The 16,300-nt window shown below is 68.0% G+C and carries 19 protein-coding genes and 1 pseudogene; 8 read left to right on the plus strand and 12 right to left on the minus strand.

Going from position 1 to position 16,300, the window contains the following annotated elements:
• Positions 1-24 precede the first annotated feature (24 nt).
• Both frr and pyrH read right to left on the minus strand, forming a co-directional pair.
• The gene (gene frr / locus OCU_RS42300; protein WP_008258791.1) at positions 25-582 is read right to left on the minus strand and encodes a ribosome recycling factor; all 558 of its coding nucleotides are present in this window, start codon (positions 580-582) and stop codon (positions 25-27) included.
• A gap of 15 nt (positions 583-597) precedes the next feature.
• Positions 598-1,395, minus strand: a complete 798-nt coding sequence (gene pyrH / locus OCU_RS42305) for a UMP kinase (RefSeq protein WP_014712070.1) — start codon at positions 1,393-1,395, stop codon at positions 598-600.
• Between the two features lie 325 nt (positions 1,396-1,720).
• Here pyrH and mbp1 point away from each other — a divergent pair, with 325 nt between their 5' ends.
• Positions 1,721-1,960 carry a microaggregate-binding protein 1 gene (mbp1, locus tag OCU_RS42310; protein ID WP_008258793.1) on the plus strand — a complete coding sequence of 80 codons (240 nt, stop codon included), beginning with the start codon at positions 1,721-1,723 and terminating at the stop codon, positions 1,958-1,960.
• Between the two features lie 191 nt (positions 1,961-2,151).
• Positions 2,152-2,874, plus strand: a complete 723-nt coding sequence (locus OCU_RS42315) for a winged helix-turn-helix transcriptional regulator (RefSeq protein ID WP_008258794.1) — start codon at positions 2,152-2,154, stop codon at positions 2,872-2,874.
• Positions 2,875-2,919: 45 nt separating this feature from the next.
• On the opposite strand, the gene OCU_RS42320 is transcribed toward OCU_RS42315, so the two are convergent.
• Positions 2,920-3,858 carry a lysophospholipid acyltransferase family protein gene (locus OCU_RS42320; protein WP_020188526.1) on the minus strand — a complete coding sequence of 313 codons (939 nt, stop codon included), beginning with the start codon at positions 3,856-3,858 and terminating at the stop codon, positions 2,920-2,922.
• Positions 3,859-3,949: 91 nt separating this feature from the next.
• Positions 3,950-4,528 (minus strand): MPT63 family protein, encoded by a 579-nt coding sequence (locus OCU_RS42325; protein ID WP_008258797.1) that lies wholly within the window; start codon positions 4,526-4,528, stop codon positions 3,950-3,952.
• Between the two features lie 296 nt (positions 4,529-4,824).
• Between OCU_RS42325 and OCU_RS51430 the strand changes: the two genes are divergently transcribed.
• The 4 genes from OCU_RS51430 to OCU_RS42340 all read left to right on the plus strand — a co-directional run bounded on the left by OCU_RS51430 (position 4,825) and on the right by OCU_RS42340 (position 7,416).
• On the plus strand, positions 4,825-5,001 hold the full coding sequence (locus OCU_RS51430) for a hypothetical protein (protein ID WP_020188525.1): 177 nt from the start codon (positions 4,825-4,827) through the stop codon (positions 4,999-5,001).
• An 80-nt stretch (positions 5,002-5,081) separates the two neighbouring features.
• Entirely contained in the window at positions 5,082-5,921 is an 840-nt protein-coding gene (locus OCU_RS42330; RefSeq protein ID WP_009952689.1) for an SDR family oxidoreductase, read from the plus strand.
• An 81-nt stretch (positions 5,922-6,002) separates the two neighbouring features.
• Entirely contained in the window at positions 6,003-7,073 is a 1,071-nt protein-coding gene (locus OCU_RS42335) for a YncE family protein (RefSeq protein WP_009952691.1), read from the plus strand.
• Between the two features lie 10 nt (positions 7,074-7,083).
• A complete protein-coding gene (locus OCU_RS42340) occupies positions 7,084-7,416 on the plus strand; it encodes a hypothetical protein (protein ID WP_009952692.1) in 333 nt (110 codons plus the stop codon).
• On the opposite strand, the gene OCU_RS42345 is transcribed toward OCU_RS42340, so the two are convergent.
• The 5 genes from OCU_RS42345 to OCU_RS42365 form a co-directional block, all read right to left on the minus strand.
• The gene (locus tag OCU_RS42345; RefSeq protein WP_009952693.1) at positions 7,382-7,738 is read right to left on the minus strand and encodes a hypothetical protein; all 357 of its coding nucleotides are present in this window, start codon (positions 7,736-7,738) and stop codon (positions 7,382-7,384) included. The two genes, OCU_RS42340 and OCU_RS42345, sit on opposite strands and share 35 nt — an antisense overlap.
• A gap of 1 nt (position 7,739) precedes the next feature.
• A complete protein-coding gene (locus OCU_RS42350) occupies positions 7,740-9,230 on the minus strand; it encodes a molybdopterin-dependent oxidoreductase (protein ID WP_014380685.1) in 1,491 nt (496 codons plus the stop codon).
• A gap of 11 nt (positions 9,231-9,241) precedes the next feature.
• Complete coding sequence (locus OCU_RS42355) at positions 9,242-9,742, minus strand: hypothetical protein (protein ID WP_009952696.1); 501 nt, start codon at positions 9,740-9,742, stop codon at positions 9,242-9,244.
• 139 nt (positions 9,743-9,881) lie between these two features.
• Positions 9,882-11,060 (minus strand): phosphatidylserine decarboxylase, encoded by a 1,179-nt coding sequence (locus OCU_RS42360; protein WP_009952697.1) that lies wholly within the window; start codon positions 11,058-11,060, stop codon positions 9,882-9,884.
• Positions 11,061-11,203: 143 nt separating this feature from the next.
• Positions 11,204-11,617 (minus strand): ChaB family protein, encoded by a 414-nt coding sequence (locus OCU_RS42365; RefSeq protein WP_009952698.1) that lies wholly within the window; start codon positions 11,615-11,617, stop codon positions 11,204-11,206.
• Between the two features lie 132 nt (positions 11,618-11,749).
• Between OCU_RS42365 and OCU_RS42370 the strand changes: the two genes are divergently transcribed.
• Positions 11,750-12,175 carry a MarR family winged helix-turn-helix transcriptional regulator gene (locus tag OCU_RS42370; RefSeq protein ID WP_009952699.1) on the plus strand — a complete coding sequence of 142 codons (426 nt, stop codon included), beginning with the start codon at positions 11,750-11,752 and terminating at the stop codon, positions 12,173-12,175.
• Here the strand turns inward: OCU_RS42370 and OCU_RS42375 are convergent, their stop codons facing one another.
• The 3 genes from OCU_RS42375 to rpsB are packed head-to-tail and all read right to left on the minus strand — an operon-like array spanning position 12,176 to position 15,287.
• Positions 12,176-13,579: an amidase gene (locus OCU_RS42375; RefSeq protein ID WP_009952700.1), complete on the minus strand. Its 1,404-nt coding sequence runs from the start codon at positions 13,577-13,579 to the stop codon at positions 12,176-12,178.
• 31 nt (positions 13,580-13,610) lie between these two features.
• Positions 13,611-14,438, minus strand: a complete 828-nt coding sequence (gene tsf / locus OCU_RS42380; protein ID WP_009952702.1) for a translation elongation factor Ts — start codon at positions 14,436-14,438, stop codon at positions 13,611-13,613.
• Between the two features lie 12 nt (positions 14,439-14,450).
• A complete protein-coding gene (gene rpsB, locus OCU_RS42385; RefSeq protein ID WP_008258810.1) occupies positions 14,451-15,287 on the minus strand; it encodes a 30S ribosomal protein S2 in 837 nt (278 codons plus the stop codon).
• A 339-nt stretch (positions 15,288-15,626) separates the two neighbouring features.
• On the opposite strand from rpsB, the pseudogene OCU_RS42390 reads away from it, so the two are divergent.
• Positions 15,627-16,082 (plus strand): annotated as a pseudogene (locus OCU_RS42390) (M23 family metallopeptidase); the annotation flags it as partial.
• Positions 16,083-16,300 lie beyond the last annotated feature (218 nt).

Genomic DNA, 16,300 nt, shown 5'->3' on the forward strand with positions numbered 1-16,300 from the left:
GTCAACTTAGCTGCCGAGTGGTCGCTAGACCTCCAGCAGCTCGCCTTCTTTGTGCTTGACCAACTCTTCGATCTGGGTGGTGTACTGGTGCGTGGTCTTGTCCAGGTCCTTTTCGGCCCGGCCGACCTCGTCCTCGCCGGCCTCGCCGTCCTTGCGGATGCGGTGCAGCTCCTCCATCGCCTTGCGGCGGATGTTGCGCACCGAGACCTTGGCGTCCTCCCCCTTGCTCTTGGCCTGTTTGACCAGCTCGCGGCGGCGTTCCTCGGTGAGCTGCGGGACCGCCACGCGGATCAGGGTGCCGTCGTTGGTGGGATTCACGCCCAGGTCGGAGTTGCGGATCGCCGTCTCGATCGCGCCCACCTGGCTCGCCTCGTAGGGCTTGATCACCACCAGGCGCGCCTCGGGGACGTTGATGCTCGCCAGCTGCGTGATGGGGGTGGCGGCGCCGTAGTAATCGATCACGATCCGCGAGAACATGCCGGGATTGGCGCGCCCGGTCCGGATGGTCGACAAGTCGTCGCGGGCGACCGCTACCGCCTTCTCCATTTTCTCTTCAGCGTCGAAGAGAGCCTCGTCAATCATCTGCGCCGCTCCTCATCAGGTGGTGACCAGAGTCCCGATTTTCTCACCAGCGACCGCCCGGGCGATATTGCCATTGGTCAGCAGGTTGAACACCAGGATCGGCATGCCATTGTCCATGCACAGGCTGAATGCGGTGGCATCGGCCACTCGTAGCCCGCGGTCGATGACCTCGCGATGACTGATCGCGGTGATCAGCTCGGCCTCGGGATACTGCCGCGGGTCCGCGGAGAAGACGCCATCGACGGCCTTGGCCATCAACACCACCTCGGCGCCGATCTCGAGCGCCCGCTGTGCGGCGGTGGTGTCGGTGGAGAAGTACGGCAGGCCCATGCCGGCACCGAAGATCACCACGCGCCCCTTTTCCAGGTGGCGTACGGCGCGCAGGGGCAGGTAGGGCTCGGCGACCTGACCCATGGTGATCGCGGTCTGGACGCGGGTGACGATGCCTTCCTTCTCCAGAAAGTCTTGCAGCGCGAGGCTGTTCATGACGGTGCCCAGCATGCCCATGTAGTCCGAACGGGTGCGTTCCATGCCGCGCTGCTGCAGCTGCGCCCCCCGGAAGAAGTTGCCCCCGCCGATCACGACGGCGACCTGGACGCCGCCGCGGACCACCTCGGCGATCTGCTGCGCCACCAGCGCCACGACGTCGGGATCCAAGCCGACCTGCCCGCCGCCGAACATTTCGCCGCCGAGCTTGAGTAGCACTCGCGAATACCTGGCCCGGGTCAGCGCCTGGCCGGAAGCCAGTCCGTTCGTGGGCTCCTGCCTCGGAGCCGCCGGGCCGGCGACGTGGGGCTCCCTGGACTCCGTCATCAGACTCCTCGCATGAGAGTGCCATCCCGGGCGATCTCATCCGGAACGGCATTTCACATCCTGCCTCATCGCAGCACAACGGGGCGTCGGTGGGGTGCATTATGCGCACAGTTGGCGTGCGGGAGCGATTTTCGAGCCTGCCGGTACCGAATGTTCCGACGCCCGGCGCTGCGTTTGAGCCGCCGACGGCAGGGGAACCCGCTACAACGCGGTGACATATGCGGTCTCGAGCAATGAGGACCGGGTTCGCCGTATGACCGGATCGATCGCTCGCGATCGTTGAGCGTGGATCGCTCACAGTACGCCAACGAGGAGGAACGGATCCATGGCGGAAGAAAACAAGTCGGGACCCGCTGAAGCGGTGAAGGGCGTCGTCGAGGACGTCAAGGGTAAGGCCAAGGAGGCCGTAGGCGCGGTGGCCGGTCGCGATGACCTGACCCGTGAAGGCCAGGCGCAGCAGGACAAGGCCGAAGCGCAGCGTGACGCGGCGAAGAAGGAAGCCGAGGCGGAAGCCGCGCGTGGCGGCGCCGAGGCGGCCGAGGAGCGCCAGAAGTCCAACCAGTAGCTTGATGGGAAAGATGGGTCCGGTCCATGAAAATGGGCCGGGCCCATCGACTTTCTCCAGCGCGCCGGCCTGAGTTTGCATAGCTTTGCATAGTTTTCGGCCGAGTGGGTAAACAGCCCTAGCGCTGCCAGACATCTCGCGGGAGGCGCCTACGGACCGGGGGGAACGCAGGGACCTCACGAGGTTTGGAGATGTCGTTGGACAGGTCGATGGACATTGTGGTGCTCACCGACGAGGCTGATTTCGAATCGGCCTTACCGGATTTGACCACGTTCGCGCTCCCGGCGCGCGTGGCGCTGACCGCCCACACCGACGGTCATTGCGCCACCGCCGACGTGGCGATCGTCGACGCGCGCAGCAACATGCCTGCGGCCCAGGCGGTTAGCCGCCGACTGGCGGCGCAGAATCCCGCTACCGCGGTGGTGGCCCTGGTGAGGCCGGCGGATTGCGCCGCGGTCGACACCGATGGCAATTTCGACGACGTGATGCTGCCCGGCACCGGCGCGGACGAGCTGCGGGCGCGGTTGCGGCTGGCGGTCGGCCGCCGCCGCGGCACCGCCGACGGCATCTTGAAGTTCGGCGACCTCCGCCTGCACCCGGCGAGCTTCACCGCGTCGCTGGACGGCCACGACCTGACTCTGACCCTGACCGAGTTCAGATTGCTGAGTTTCCTTGTGCTGCATGCCGGCCAGGCCTTCACGCGCACCCGATTGATGCGGGAGGCGTGCGGCTATGACAGCAACAGCCGGGCCCGCACGGTCGACGTCCACATCCGGCGACTGCGCGCCAAGCTCGGCACCCGGCACGAATTCATGATCGGCACCGTCCGCGGGGTCGGTTACCGGGCGCCCACGCCCCCGCAACCGGAGTGGGTGCTCGCCGATCCGGCGCTGACACCCACGCGGGCAACCTGATCCACGACGCCCTCATCGACGTGGCCGCAACGGTTTTCGCGGCCGTCACCCGAAGAACGGGAAGGCGCGCTTGCGCGCCAGCGCGTCCATGCCCTCCTGGATGGAATCCTGCACTTCGTGGTATTTGCGGTCGATGTATTCCTCGTCGTCCGCCCGCGCGGGGTCGTGGTCGAGTTCCACGGCGGGCATGAAGCGCGTCCTGATCTTGGCCGGCAGCGGCAGTTGGGGCAGCGCCGCCGGGGCGATCCCCCACGGCAGCGAGATCGCCAGCGGGAACACCTTGAGCCGCAGTAACCGGTCCAGTTGCAAGGCTTTTGACAGCCGGTCGCCGCGGATCAGCACGGGCATCGCGTCGGCCCCGCCGACGGTGGCGATGGGCACGATCGGCACCCCGGCCCGGATCGCCATCTTGACGAAGCCCGTCCGCCCGGCGAGGTTGGCCCGATCGCGCTCCGTCCATGGGCGCAGCGAGTCCACTTCCCCACCCGGCCACAGCGCGACGTCACGCCCTTCGGCCAGGGCGGTGGCGATCGCGTCCGGGGCGGCCGGGAGCACCCCCATCGACCGGAAGTAGCGCCCGAACAACGGGATTGCCATCAACGCGTCATGGGCGGTGCCGTGCAGCGGCCGGTCCTGGCCGAACCGTCGCCACCATTGCAGACCAACCGTCCAGGCGTCCCACACGAACGGGGCCCCGGAGTGGATCCCGACCAGCAGCGCCGGCGGTGCTTCCGGAATGTTCTCCCAGCCGTCGATCTCCATCCGAAACCAATAGTCCACCAGCACATTCCACAAATACTTCTGTCGCTGCAGGGCGGCCTCGTCCTGGCCGGACAGATCCCAGCGGCCGGCGCGCTCGGCGACCCAGCCGCTCAGCCCGCCGCTGTGTTCGCTGCGCCGCTCGTCCATCGCCGCTCGCGTTCGCTCGGCGTTGCGTTGCGCTTGTTTGCGCACGCTCGCCGGCCTGTGGTCCGGGTTACTCATGAATGCCGGGTACCCGGTTCACCCGCGCCCGATTCGTCGGGACGCAAAAACTCCCCGCACCACGGGGGTGCGGGGAGTTTTGCCGGCCGGATCAGGCGCTGGGCGCCGGCGCCGGCGGGGCACCGGGTGCCGGGCTGTTCGGCGCGCCGGGCGCCGGGCTGTTGATCGTCCCGGACGCGGAGCCGCCCTCCATGTTCGACGTCCAGATCAGGACGTCTTGCATGCCGTCGTTGTAGACGACGCCGTTGGGGGGCGCGCCGGTCACGTCGAAGTACAGCGTGCCGGTCGACTCGCTGCCCTGCGGGATCGGCGCGGGGCTGAGCCCGTTCGGGGTCCCGACCTTGTCGATCACCCGGTAATTCTGACCGTTGGGTCCGCGGGCGATGAAGTCGTTGACCATCGGGGTCACGAGGCCGGCCTCCGACCGGGCGCTGATGTCCGCCTGGTAGAGCGTGCCCTTGGGCGTGTAGCCCGGGATGGTGACATTGCTCGGCTGCAGGTTGCTCACGGTGTAATTAGTGATCAGGGCGCCGTCCACGAGCTGTTCGCTGGTGCCGAATCCCTGAATGTTGGGCGGCGGCGAAGCCAAAGCCGGCGCCGCGGCGAAAACGCCCGCGGCCGCAATCCCGGCGGCGGCAACTGTCTTAATGGCCGTCTTGGTGACCTTCATTCTTCATTCCTTTCGTCGCACACAAACGCCCCCCGTCAAGGGCATGCAGATATACGCAGCGAAATAGCCATGCGGCTCCGGCTTTAAACATCTACCCGCGCCGCACGCCAATAATCGGGTCCATTAGCTGGTGAAATGCGGGTGTTTTCGCCGACGACATCTTTGGTAACAGAACACAACACCCGCATCACCGCTAACACCCGCCGCGCGCCCCGATTAAGCCGTGCGCCGCCGGGTAACCGGTGCGCGAAGGCGTTCTGAGCACAGGCCGAGACATCCGCGAAGGGGGCGATCGCGTGCAACGTGGCAACTCCAAGCACAGCTCACGGGAAGACGACGAGCTCAAGCACGAACTGGAAGGCACGGTCCGCGGCAATCGGTCCAGCCGTAGCGAGGAGTGGCGGGACCCGGAGCCGCCGGCCGACGACGATCCGGACGTTCCGACCGCCGGCCCGACCCGTCGCGAATCGTAAAGCGGGAAGCGGCGCGGGCGTTTGCCCGGGCCCGCTTCTCCAATGCATGGCCAACTTTCGAGCGAGGCAAAGGAAATCAGATGGGCTTTACCGCGCAACAACAATCCGTCCCGGGCGTGCAGGCCGAGATGGATCCAATTCCCGATTGTGGTGAAAACACTTACCAGGGCTCGGGAAAACTCCTCGGCAAAAAGGCGATCATCACCGGCGGCGACAGCGGCATCGGGCGTGCGGTCGCGATCGCCTTCGCGCGCGAGGGCGCCGACGTGCTGATCGCGTACCTCAACGAGGACGACGACGCGCGCGACGTGGCCCGCTACGTCACCAACGCCGGACGCAAGTGCGTGCTGGTGCCCGGTGACCTCTCCGACGCCGCCCACTGCCGCGCCGTCGTGGACCGGGCGGTGCAGGAATTGGGCGGCGTGGACATCCTGGTCAACAACGCCGCGTATCAGATGATGCGCAAGAGCCTGGACGAGATCAGCGACGAGGAGTGGGATTACACCTTCCGGCTCAACGTGGGCGCGTATTTCTACCTCGCGAAGGCGGCCCTGCCCTACCTGAACGCCGGCTCGTCGATCATCGGCAGCTCGTCGGTGAACTCCGACAGCCCCAATCCGGCCCTGGCGCCCTACGCGGCGACCAAGGCGGCGATCGCCAATTTCTCCGCCAGCTTGGCTCAGCTGTTGGGCGAGAAGGGGATTCGGGTCAACAGCGTGGCGCCGGGTCCGATTTGGACGCCGCTGATCCCGTCGACGATGCCGCCGGACAGCGTGGAGTCCTTCGGCGACAACGTGCCGCTGGGGCGTGCCGGCCAGCCCGCCGAACTCGCCCCGCTCTACGTGCTGCTGGCCTCCGACGACGCGAGCTACATCTCCGGGGCGCGGGTGGCCGTCACGGGCGGGCGGCCGATACTGTAGGCGGCGATCCCGTCGCGCCCTCTCGCAGGTGTAACGGGCCGCCCGCCGGGGTACAGCCCGGACGGGCGAAACGGCGAAAGGATGGCACCGATCGTGGCCATCGGGAGCGGTCAGCGGCGAAGGTTGCGACGATGGTCGGTCGCGGCGGCCGCCGGAGTCGTGGCGGTAGCGGGATGTTCGGCGCCCGGGTCCTCGCTGGAGAGCGCGCCGGCGGTCAGCGTGGCGACCATCGACGCGGCCCTGCATGACCCGGTCTGGTCCTATCACGACCACGAGTTGCTGGGCCTCACCGACGATCACCGGCTGGCCGCGATCGGCTACGCCGGGCCGGGCACCGCCCATACCCGGCTGTCGGCCCCGATGGGGTCCGGGCGCAACCTGCAGATCAGCCAGAAGGACGACCGCCACGTCTTCGTGCCGCAGCCGGAGCGCGGCAAGGTCGCCGTCGTCGACATCGCGACCCTGCGGCCGGTCGCCGAAATCGACGCCGGCCCCGCCCCTTCCTACCTGGCCGAGGACGCCGGCATGCGGGTGTTGCTGGCGCTCGCCGCGGACGGTTCGTCGGTGACGCCGGTGGACCAGTACGGGTTCCGCAAGCTGCCGACGGCCACCTACGCCGGGGATCCGGCCGACACGATCGACGGGTCCAACCGCGGGCGGCAAATCGAGTACCACCTCTACGGCGCCTCGGGCATCCGCTATTACAAGGGGCCCACGTCGCCGCCCGAAGAACGCGGCTCGCTTCCGATGGCCGTTGCCGTGTGGGCGGGCGACGGAACCCAGGTCACCCGCAACTATGTGGCCGGGCGCGACGACAAGGTGCTGTACGCGGTCGACTCGCGTCGCGGCGGGGACGGGCTCGAGGTGCTGGCCCGAACCGAACTGTCATCGCCGATTCGCTATCTGGGCACCGACGACACGCGCATCTACGCGGCCACCGACCGCGACGTGACGGTGCTGGAAACCGCGAGCTTCACCGGCTTTCCGAACGGGACCATCCGGGTGATCCGCACCCTCGACTACCGGGCGGGATTGCCGTCGGGCCCGGTCGCTTCGGCGCCGCTGTCCGGGATGGCGATCGGCCCCAAGCGGGTGTATCTGACCCTGCGCGGCCAGCCCCACGTGATCAGCGTGGCGAAGCCACGGCTGTGAGGGAGGTCAGGTGAGCACGACAGCGCGGCGGCCCGAGCCGATCGGCATCGATGACGACTTCGAGCTGCTCGAGGAGCAGATCGCGGCGCTCAAAGAGCTCGCGCGGCTCGACGACGTGCCCGAAGGGCGGGCCTACGACTTCGGAATCCGTTGGGGGGCAGCGCTCGCCGGGCGGTTCCGGCGGTTGGTGCACTACAGTTGCCTGGGCGTGCTCGACGAGCCCGCCGAACGACGGTTCCAATCCCTGTGTGGCGACCTGCGTTCCGTGTCGGAGTTGATCGAGAGGTTCGATCTCGCCCGGCCGCGGTTCACCGATACCCCGAGCCACCCCACGTTGCGCTAGCCTGTCTCGCCCTGGCGCGGCTCGCGATGTCCTCGACGTCGGAGATCTCCCGGTAGTCGGACAAAAACTCGTTGGCGGCCAATACGATTCCGGTGCGCGGGGCCGGACAGTCGTCGTTGCGGCACGTCAACGCCACCATGAAGGCGTCGTCGTCCTCGTCGAGGAACAAGAACCCGAGATACAGCGCGTGCCCGACGGCGAAGTCCCTGCCGCCGCAGCCGGCACAGTGTCCGCCCTTGACGGCCACCAGCTCTGAAACTCGTTCGCGCTCAACGCTTTGCAGGTCGATCAGCTCGGGACGCGTTGCCGAAGGGTCGGGCATGTCAGATCTCCACGTCCTTGTCGTAGTGGACGTTGTCCTCGCGCCAGCCCCCAAGGCCGTGGCCGATGCCGGAGTAGTCGTCGATGAACTCGATCTGGTTGATCCACTTCGCCATCTTGAAACCGACCTGGGTCTCCACCCGCAGCCGCAGCGGCGCCCCGTGCTTGATGGGCAGCGGCTTCCCGTTCATCTCGTAGGCCAGCAACGTCTGTGGCTTGTAGGCGAGTTCGAGATCGATCACCTCGTAGAACTGGCCCTCCCCCTCCGCGCTGGGCTCGTCGCGGCCGGTGTCCTGCATGGTCAAAAAGCAGATGTACTTCGCCTGCGGGAGCGGACGCACATGATCGGCGAGTTGGGCCAGCGGAATTCCGCTCCACTGGCCGATGCTGGTCCACCCCTGCACGCAGTTGTGCATCACGCGTTGCGATTGCTGCTCGGCCAGGCCGCGCAGCGCGTCGAGGTCCAGCGTCACCGGGTTTTCCACCAGCCCGCCCACCCGCACGCGCCAATCGACGAAGTTGTGCACGGCCATCACCTTGTACTCGGCGCTGGTCGGCGGCTTGCCGTTGACCCGGTGCTCCTTGGACGTCATCCGCTCGGGGTAGTTCTGCCTCGAATTCAGCGGCCGCAACAGGATTTTGCGGGCGCGGGTGACCACGGCGCCGAGCACGCGGCGTACCTGAACGGGCCGGCGCAGGCTCCACACCGTCGCCGCGACGTGGACGGCGACGATGGCCGCGATGATCACCAGCGACAGGGCGGTGGCCCAACCGATGTTGCGCACGGAACCGAAGATCATCGACGCGGTGAGCTGGCCCCAACTCCAGAAGAAGATCATCGACAGGTGGATGACGATGAACACCACAAACGCGATCAGGCCGAGGAAGTGCAGGCTGCGCGCCCATTGCCGGCCGCCCCACATGCGCACATACCAGGGGAACGCGGCCTCGATGGCCGGTGACTGCGCGGCGCCCGTCAGGATCTGGAACGGCGCCAGCACGAAGATGACCCCGGCGTAGGTCAGCTTCTGGATGGCATCCAGTGGCTCGCCCGGCAGCAGCGGCGGCAGGTTGAAACTCATGTAGGTGACGATGTCGTTCCACGCCTCACCGAAGATCGACCACGACGCCGGCCAGTACCGGTGCCACTGCCCGGTGGCGAACAGCAGGATGTAATACGAGAGGCCGACGAGGATCCAGCCGATCACCGAGAAGAAGTGCCAGTGGCGGCCCATGCCGAGTTTCTTGTGGCCGGGCAACGAGAACAGCGAGCTGTAGTCCTCCTCCTCGTCGAGGGTGTCGTAGAGCTTGTTGACCGGCATTTCCTTGACCGTGAAGCGCGCCCACTCGCTGCCGGGCCTGCTGTCGTCGTGCCAGTACAGCTTCGGGTGCGTGGACAGGATCTCGATGCCGCTGCGGATCACCAGCGTCAGAAAAAGGACATTGAGCCAGTGGTCGATGCGCAGCCACGCCGGATAGTCGAGCACTGTCATGTCGTCACCGTTCAGTCGCGCCAGTTCTGTCGTTGCGGATACGCCACGTTGATGCCGGACAGGACGGTGGTGTGCACGGCGATGAAGGCCCCGGCGAACGCCATGGCAAACGTTCCCGGGGCCAGGTCCCACCGCCCGGTCACCGCCACCAGACCCGGCAGGCTGACAAACCGGCTGACCAGATAGATCACCAAAAAGGCCGCGCACACCAGGCTCCCGGCGTACCAGCCCGCTTGCGGCACAAGGGGTTTGGCGGCAAACGCCATCGCTGCGGCGACGGCCAGGCAGGCGGCGATCAGCGCGGCCAGATACACCCAGAAATACAGCGGCAGGCCGGGCCGGGTGGCCGCCAAGTAGGCGTGCACCGCCACCAGGCCCATGAGCAGCGATGTGCCCAACGCGGTTACGGTGCGCGGCAAGTCGAAGGCGACGTAGCCGTTGAGCGTGAGGAGGGGCGAGGACAGCGCCTTGTGCCACGCCGTGAGCCACAGTCGCCCCAGGAGACCGGCCATTGCGGCTGACTACCCCGACTGATAGGCCCACAAACGATCGACCGAGGCGACCTCCAACGGCTCGATCCGCACCGTCGGAGAAGCCGCCTTGCCCCCCGCAGGCAGGGCTTTTACCCCTTGGGCGGCGTAATAATCACCCTCACTGCGGGTTTCGCGGCGCGGCGCAGCGCGCCACCGGCGAACCGACCAGCCGGAACTCCTCACTGGTGTCCAGCTGGGGATCGACGCCCTCCTGGAAGAGGATGATGATGTCCGAGCCGCCGAACTGGAAGTACCCGAATTCCTCCCCCTTGGCCATGTGTTTGCCGGGCACCGCGGTGAGGACGACCGACGACACGTGGGCCATGCCCACCGGGATGACCGCCACGATGCCGATGTCGCCGCAGTCCGATTGCGAGGTGTCGACGGTAACCACGCCGCGGGTCTGGGAGAACTCGTACCCGCTGCTGGCGCTGTCGCTGGAGGCGAACTCGTGTTCTTCCAGGCCCACCCGCATGAAGACTTTCCCGTTGATCCGGAAGGACTCCTCGACCAGCCCCGCGACGGGCAGGTGATAGCGGTGGTAGGCATGCACCGGCAGCATGTAATGGACGAAGGTGCCGCGGGCGAAGCTCTCGCTGTATTGGCTTCCTTCGATGAGTTGCTTGATGTTGCCGTACTTTTCGTTCTTGACGGTGGTGGCGGGGATGCTCGAGTCGGCAGCGATGTCGTAGGCGTGCTGGTATTTGCAGTCGGCCGGTGAGGTCACCACCAGGTTGGTGGTCGGCTCGGCGATCGGGCGCAGCCCTCCGTTGATTTCCCGCGCGATGAACTGGTTGGCGGTCAGCCATCCGCTGGGCGCGTTCGGGACGCCGTCGACCAGTGACTCATGGATGCGGTACTCCGGCGCGTTGTCGATGAACGACTGCAGGGCTTCGGGGCTGAACGACTCCGGCGTGTCCAGGAAATTCCCCCACTGCCGGGCGAAGTCCGTCAGCCATTCCCGAAAGACACCGGAGCCCTGGGCCGGCTCGTCGCCCTGGTCGACCAGGAAGTAGAAGTGCGCCATGCGATCGCTGACCTCTTGAGCCTGCCGCTTTTCGTTCTTCCAGGCGTCCGCGTCCGACTCGTGGGGCACCCATCGGAGGAAGCGCTTCAGGTAGGCCTCGTACTCGCCGATGTCGCGCGGCCACTCGAGCGCCTCGTACAGCTCCGGGTTCAGCTCGGATTCGGCCCGCCGGCGCGCCTGTTGCAACGACCGCTCGAGCCGATCCGCGAGACCGGGCTCGCTGTCGAGCGTGTCGCGCAGATTGTGGATGACCGAATCCGGCTCGCTCATGTCACTGCTCCCTGGTGTCGTCTGTGCGCGAACGCTTCGCGACCACGGGCAGTCACGTACCCGCGGACTCGGGCGGCAAACGGCGCCGCATCGCCGCGGTGCGCACGCGAACGCAAAGGACCGCGGGGAGTTGGCGATTCCGCTCAGCGTCCGCGGGCGCGGCGATTGTGCTTCTTGATCGCGTCGACCAACTCCGCTTTGTTCATCGTCGATCGGCCCGGAACGTCGAGCCGGCGCGCCACGTCGAGCAGATGCTTTTTGCTGGCGTTGGCGTCGACGCCCTCGGCCGACTCGCCGGACGGTCGCAGCCCGCCACGCTCGGCGCGCTCGTCGGACGGCCCCTTCTTCTCCTTGGGTTCCCAGTGGTCGCCGACCTTTTCGAAACTGTGCTTGACGGCGGCGTAAGCCACCCGGTGGGCCCGTTCCTCGCTGCCGTACTGGTCGGCGGCCGCGTCGTGGGATTTCGCGAACGTGCGTTGCGCTTTGGCGTCGGAACGCCGCAAAGTGCTGGGCAGTTCGCTCTTCTTGGGCGCTCCGCCTTTCGTCGTCTTCGGCATCGAACCTCCTCGTGCGCCAAAAGCGGTGCGGGAAACCTGTTACCGCCGGTCGGTTACCCCGTTGCGGGCCGGGCAATCGCGGTCCGGGAAATGTGCGCCGCGGCCAGGCGGACGTATGTCAACATGGTTGACATGAATCAGGACGACGCCCCGCTTGGCTATCTGCTGTACCGGGTGGGGACGGTGTTGCGGCCGGAGGTTGCCGCGGTGCTGAGTCCGTTGGACCTGGCCCTGCCCGAATTCGTTTGCCTGCGCATCCTTTCGATGTACCCGGGGATGTCGAGCGCCGAGCTGTCCCGCCACGCGGGCGTCACCCCGCAGGCGATGAACACGGTGCTGCGCAAGCTGGAGGACGTCGGTGCGGTGGAGCGGCCTTCGTCAGTGTCGTCGGGGCGGGCGCTGCCGGCCAACCTGACCGGCGCGGGCCGCGCCCTGCTCAAGCGCGCCGAAGCGGCGGTGCGCGGCGCCGACGCCCGGATCCTGAGCAAGCTCACCGAGACGCAGCAGCGCGAATTCAAAAGGATGCTCGAAAAACTCGGGTCCGACGAGCGGGCCTGATCACCCGGCCTGGATCCGCGCCCACGGGCGGGCCTCTTCGAGTTCGTAGGCGAGTTCGAGCAGCAGCGACTCCTGGCCCATACCGGTCGACAGCATCATGCCCACCGGCATGCCGTGGGCGGATTGGGCCAACGGCAGCGAGATCGCCGGTTCGCCGGTCACGTTGTGCAGCGGAGTGAACGACACCCACTCGATCAGCCGGTTGAGGACCTGCTGATAGTCGGTCGGCGCCAGGAACCCGATGCGGGGCGTCTCGTCGGCCAGGGTCGGCGTGAGCACCGCGTCGTAGGTGCCGTAGAACCGCGCGGTGCGCCGCCGCGCCCCGCGCAGGCGCATGATCGCCGCCGGGAGCCGGTGCAGGTGGCGGCCGGTGTGTCGCATGAGGCCCAGCGTCAGGCAGTCGAGCTTGGCGCGGTCGAACGTCTCGCCGAACATGTGCCGTCCGCCGCGCACCTGGGCCAGCGCCAAAAATCCCCAATACAGCACGAAGTCGTCGACGAAACTGGCCGCCACCGGCGGTTCGTCGACGTGTTCGACGCGGTGGCCCAGCTCTTCGAGCAGGCCCGCGGATTTCAGCGTCAGCTCCCGCACCGCGGGGCTGCACTCGCGCTGGATCGAGCGGGTCAACACCGCGATCCGCAGCCGCTGCCGGCCGGGCCCGGTGACGTCCCCGACCGGGGCCAGCTTGGGGTTGCGCCAGATCCGCTCGGCCTCCCGGTAGAACGCCGCGGTGTCGCGCACCGAACGGGTCACCACGCCGTTGACGACGACGCCGACCGGCATCCGGCGCAGCACCGCGTCCAGGGGCAACCGCCCGCGCGACGGTTTGAGGCCGACGAGCCCGTTGCAGGACGCCGGGATGCGGATCGAGCCGCCGCCGTCGTTGGCGTGCGCGATCGGCACCACACCGGCGGCGACGAAGGCGCCCGACCCCGATGACGATGCGCCGGCGCTGTATTCGGTGTCCCACGGGTTGCGGACCGGGCCCAGCCGCGGGTGTTCGGCCGACGCGCTGAAACCGAATTCCGAGAGCTGCGTCTTGCCCAGCGAGGTCATCCCGGTGGCCAGGTACAGCTGCGTGAACACGCTGTCGGCGACGGCGTCGCGGCGTGTCCACGCGTCGGTGCCGTGCATCGTGGGCTGCCCGGCGACGTCGACGTTGTCCTTGATGAACGTCGGGACGCCGGAAAAATAGCCGTCGGCCGCCTGCTCGGCGGCCGCCCGCGCTTGCCGAAAACCCGCGTACGCCAACCCGTTCAGGGCCGGGTCGACGGCTTCGGTGCGGGCGATCGCCGTCTCGACCGCCTCGGCCCTGCCGACGCGTCCGGAGCGGATGGCCTCGGCGAGCCCGACCGCGTCGAGATCGCCGAGGGCGTCGTCGCCGAACGCGTGCACGTGCCGCATAGCAGTGACGCTAGCCGCTCACGCGCGCCGGCTACGCCTGACCCACCTCGAAGCGCACGAACCGCGTCACCGTCACACCGGCGTCGTCGAGCAGGGCCTTGACCGTCTTCTTGCTGTCGGACACCGACGGCTGCTCGAGCAGCACGGCGTCCTTGAAGAAGCCGTTCAACCGGCCCTCGACGATCTTGGGCAGGGCCTGCTCGGGCTTGCCCTCCGCCTTGGCGGTTTCCTCGGCGATGCGGCGCTCGCTGGCCACCACGTCCTCGGGCACGTCGTCGCGGGACAGGTAGCGGGCCTTGAGCGCGGCGACCTGCAGGGCGACCGCGTGCGCGGCCTCCTTGTCGGAGCCCTGGTACTCGACCAGCACGCCCACCGCCGGGGGCAGGTCCGCCGCCCGCCGGTGCAGGTACGCCTCGACGGTGCCGTCGAAGTTCGCGACCCGGCGCAGCTCCAACTTCTCGCCGATCTTGGCCGACAGCTCGGCGATCGCCTGCTCGACGGTCTTGGTACCCGAGGTTTGGTCAATAGAAGAAGCCTTGAGCGCGTCGACGTCGGCGGCCTTCGACGACACGGCCGCGGCCACGATCTGGTCGGCCAGCGCCTGGAACTCCGCGTTCTTGGCCACGAAGTCGGTCTCGCTGTTCAACTCGATGAGCGCGCCGCCCTGGGTGGCGACCAGACCCTCGGCCGTCGCCCGCTCGGCGCGCTTGCCGACGTCCTTGGCGCCCTTGATCCGGAGCGCCTCGACGGCCTTGTCGAAGTCGCCGTCGCTTTCGGCCAGCGCGTTCTTGCAGTCGAGCATGCCGGCACCGGTGAGTTCCCGAAGCCGCTTGACGTCGGCAGCGGCGAAGTTCGCCAATGTTCAGCCTTCCTAGGAGGATTCAGTGGTGGTTGGTTCGGGGGTGCCCGCAGCGGCGTCGGTGGGGGCGCTGGCAGCGGCGGAGGCGAGCAGTTCCTGCTCCCATTCGGGCAGCGGCTCGGCGGCCTCGGCCTCGGGCTTGCCGTCGCCGCGGCCGACCCCGGCGCGGGCCTGCAGGCCCTCGGCGACGGCGGAGGCGATGACCTTGGTCAGCAACGCGGCCGACCGGATCGCGTCGTCGTTGCCCGGGATCGGGTAGTCGACCTCGTCGGGGTCGCAGTTGGTGTCCAGGATCGCGATGACCGGGATGCCGAGCTTGCGGGCCTCGCCGACGGCGATGTGCTCCTTGTTGGTGTCGACGACCCAGATGGCCGACGGCACCTTGGCCATGTCGCGGATACCGCCAAGGCTGCGGTCCAGCTTGTTCTTCTCGCGGGTCAGCATCAAGATTTCCTTCTTGGTGCGGCCCTCGAAGCCACCGGTCTGCTCCATCGCCTCGAGCTCCTTGAGGCGCTGCAGCCGCTTGTGCACGGTGGAGAAGTTGGTCAGCATGCCGCCCAGCCAGCGCTGGTTGACGTAGGGCATGCCGACGCGGGTCGCCTCGGCGGCGACGGATTCCTGGGCCTGCTTCTTGGTGCCGACGAACAGGACGGTGCCGCCGTGGGCGACGGTCTCCTTGACGAACTCGTACGCCTGGTCGATAAAGGTCAGCGTCTGCTGCAGGTCGATGATGTAGATGCCGTTGCGGTCGGTGAAGATGAACCGCTTCATCTTGGGATTCCACCGGCGGGTCTGGTGCCCGAAGTGGGTGCCGCTGTCGAGCAGCTGCTTCATGGTTACGACGGCCATGGTTGTGCCTTACTTGTGTCGGTTGTCGCCTGGCATCGGGTGAAGCCGGGCCCTGGCGCCTGCTGCGATGCCGGACCCGGCCGGAAAATCCGGTCGGGACCGCCCGGCACGCGATTGCGTTCTCCTCGTGGAACCGGAGACGCGATGCGGACGCGCGAAGTCAGCCCGCGGACGAGCTGCGACCAGCAGTTTACACCGGTTCGGCGGGTGCTTTTGCCACGCTTCCCCAGGCGGCGTCGCCGTCCACAGTGCCGGTGCGGCCGGGTGGCGTGGCCGGGCGGGCCGCGCTGAACTGCCTGGATGCGGTGGATGGCGCTGACGTTGGGTGCGGCCCTGGTCAGCGCGGTGCCGGCGGCGGCCGACGACGATCGCCTGGACTGGCCGTTGCGCCCGCCGCCGGCCGTCACCCGGGCGTTCGATGCCCCCGTGCAGGATTGGCATCCCGGCCACCGCGGTGTGGACCTGGCCGGCGCCGCCGGTCAGCCGGTGTACGCGGCGGGCGCGGCCACCGTGGTCTTCGCCGGGCTGCTGGCGGGGCGGCCGGTGGTGTCGCTGGCGCATCCCGGGGGCTCGCGCACCAGCTACGAGCCGGTGCGGGCGGCCGTGCGGGCCGGGCAGTCGGTGGCGGCCGGGACCGTGATCGGGACGTTGATGGCCGGCCACCCGGGGTGCCGGGTCGCGGCGTGTTTGCACTGGGGCGCGATGTGGGGTCCGGCGTCGGGGGCCCACTATGTCGACCCGCTGGGCCTGCTGAGGTCGACGCCGATCCGGCTCAAGCCGCTGCGGCCGCCGGGCGACGCCGCGCAACATGGGTAACAGGCGCCACACGCGTCGCTGCGCGGGTGGACAGGCGTTGCGCCCACCTCCGAGCGACAATCTCGGGCGGGCCCATGACCTGCGAAAACGTGTTGTCGCTCGGAGGTGGGCACTCGCAGTGCGCCCTCCGCCAGCGCCTGGTGTGGCCGATGGGACTGGTGCGACGCGACGTGTGACGACGCCGGCCCGTCGCCCGG

Origin of the sequence: Mycobacterium intracellulare ATCC 13950, from assembly GCF_000277125.1 — a bacterium.
GTDB lineage: Bacteria > Actinomycetota > Actinomycetes > Mycobacteriales > Mycobacteriaceae > Mycobacterium > Mycobacterium intracellulare.